Source organism: Variovorax sp. Soil_C_17 (genome assembly GCF_057657265.1).
Genome location: NZ_JBDGIT010000076.1, coordinates 1 through 227 on the forward strand (window position 1 = coordinate 1; position 227 = coordinate 227).

The window sequence follows — 227 nt, forward strand, 5'->3', positions numbered from 1 at the left end:
TTCACCTACGAATATGACTTCGGCGATTTGTGGGTGCACGACCTGCGCATCGAGGACACGTTGCCCCTGGATCCCAAGGGGGTGTACCCGGTGTGCATCGCAGGCCGGCGCGCGGCACCGCCAGAGGATTGCGGCGGGCCACATGCGTTTATGGCCACTCGGTTCGAGTACACCTTGATCGGCGAGAGCAGATCCCGGCACGAGCTGGACGATCTTCTCGACGAGGG

Annotated in this window: 1 protein-coding gene; it reads left to right on the forward strand. The window is 63.0% G+C overall.

Going from position 1 to position 227, the window contains the following annotated elements; translation table 11 throughout:
- The coding region (locus AC3A6Y_RS35105; protein WP_487872805.1) for an IS1096 element passenger TnpR family protein at positions 1-227 on the forward strand (227 nt) is incomplete at both ends.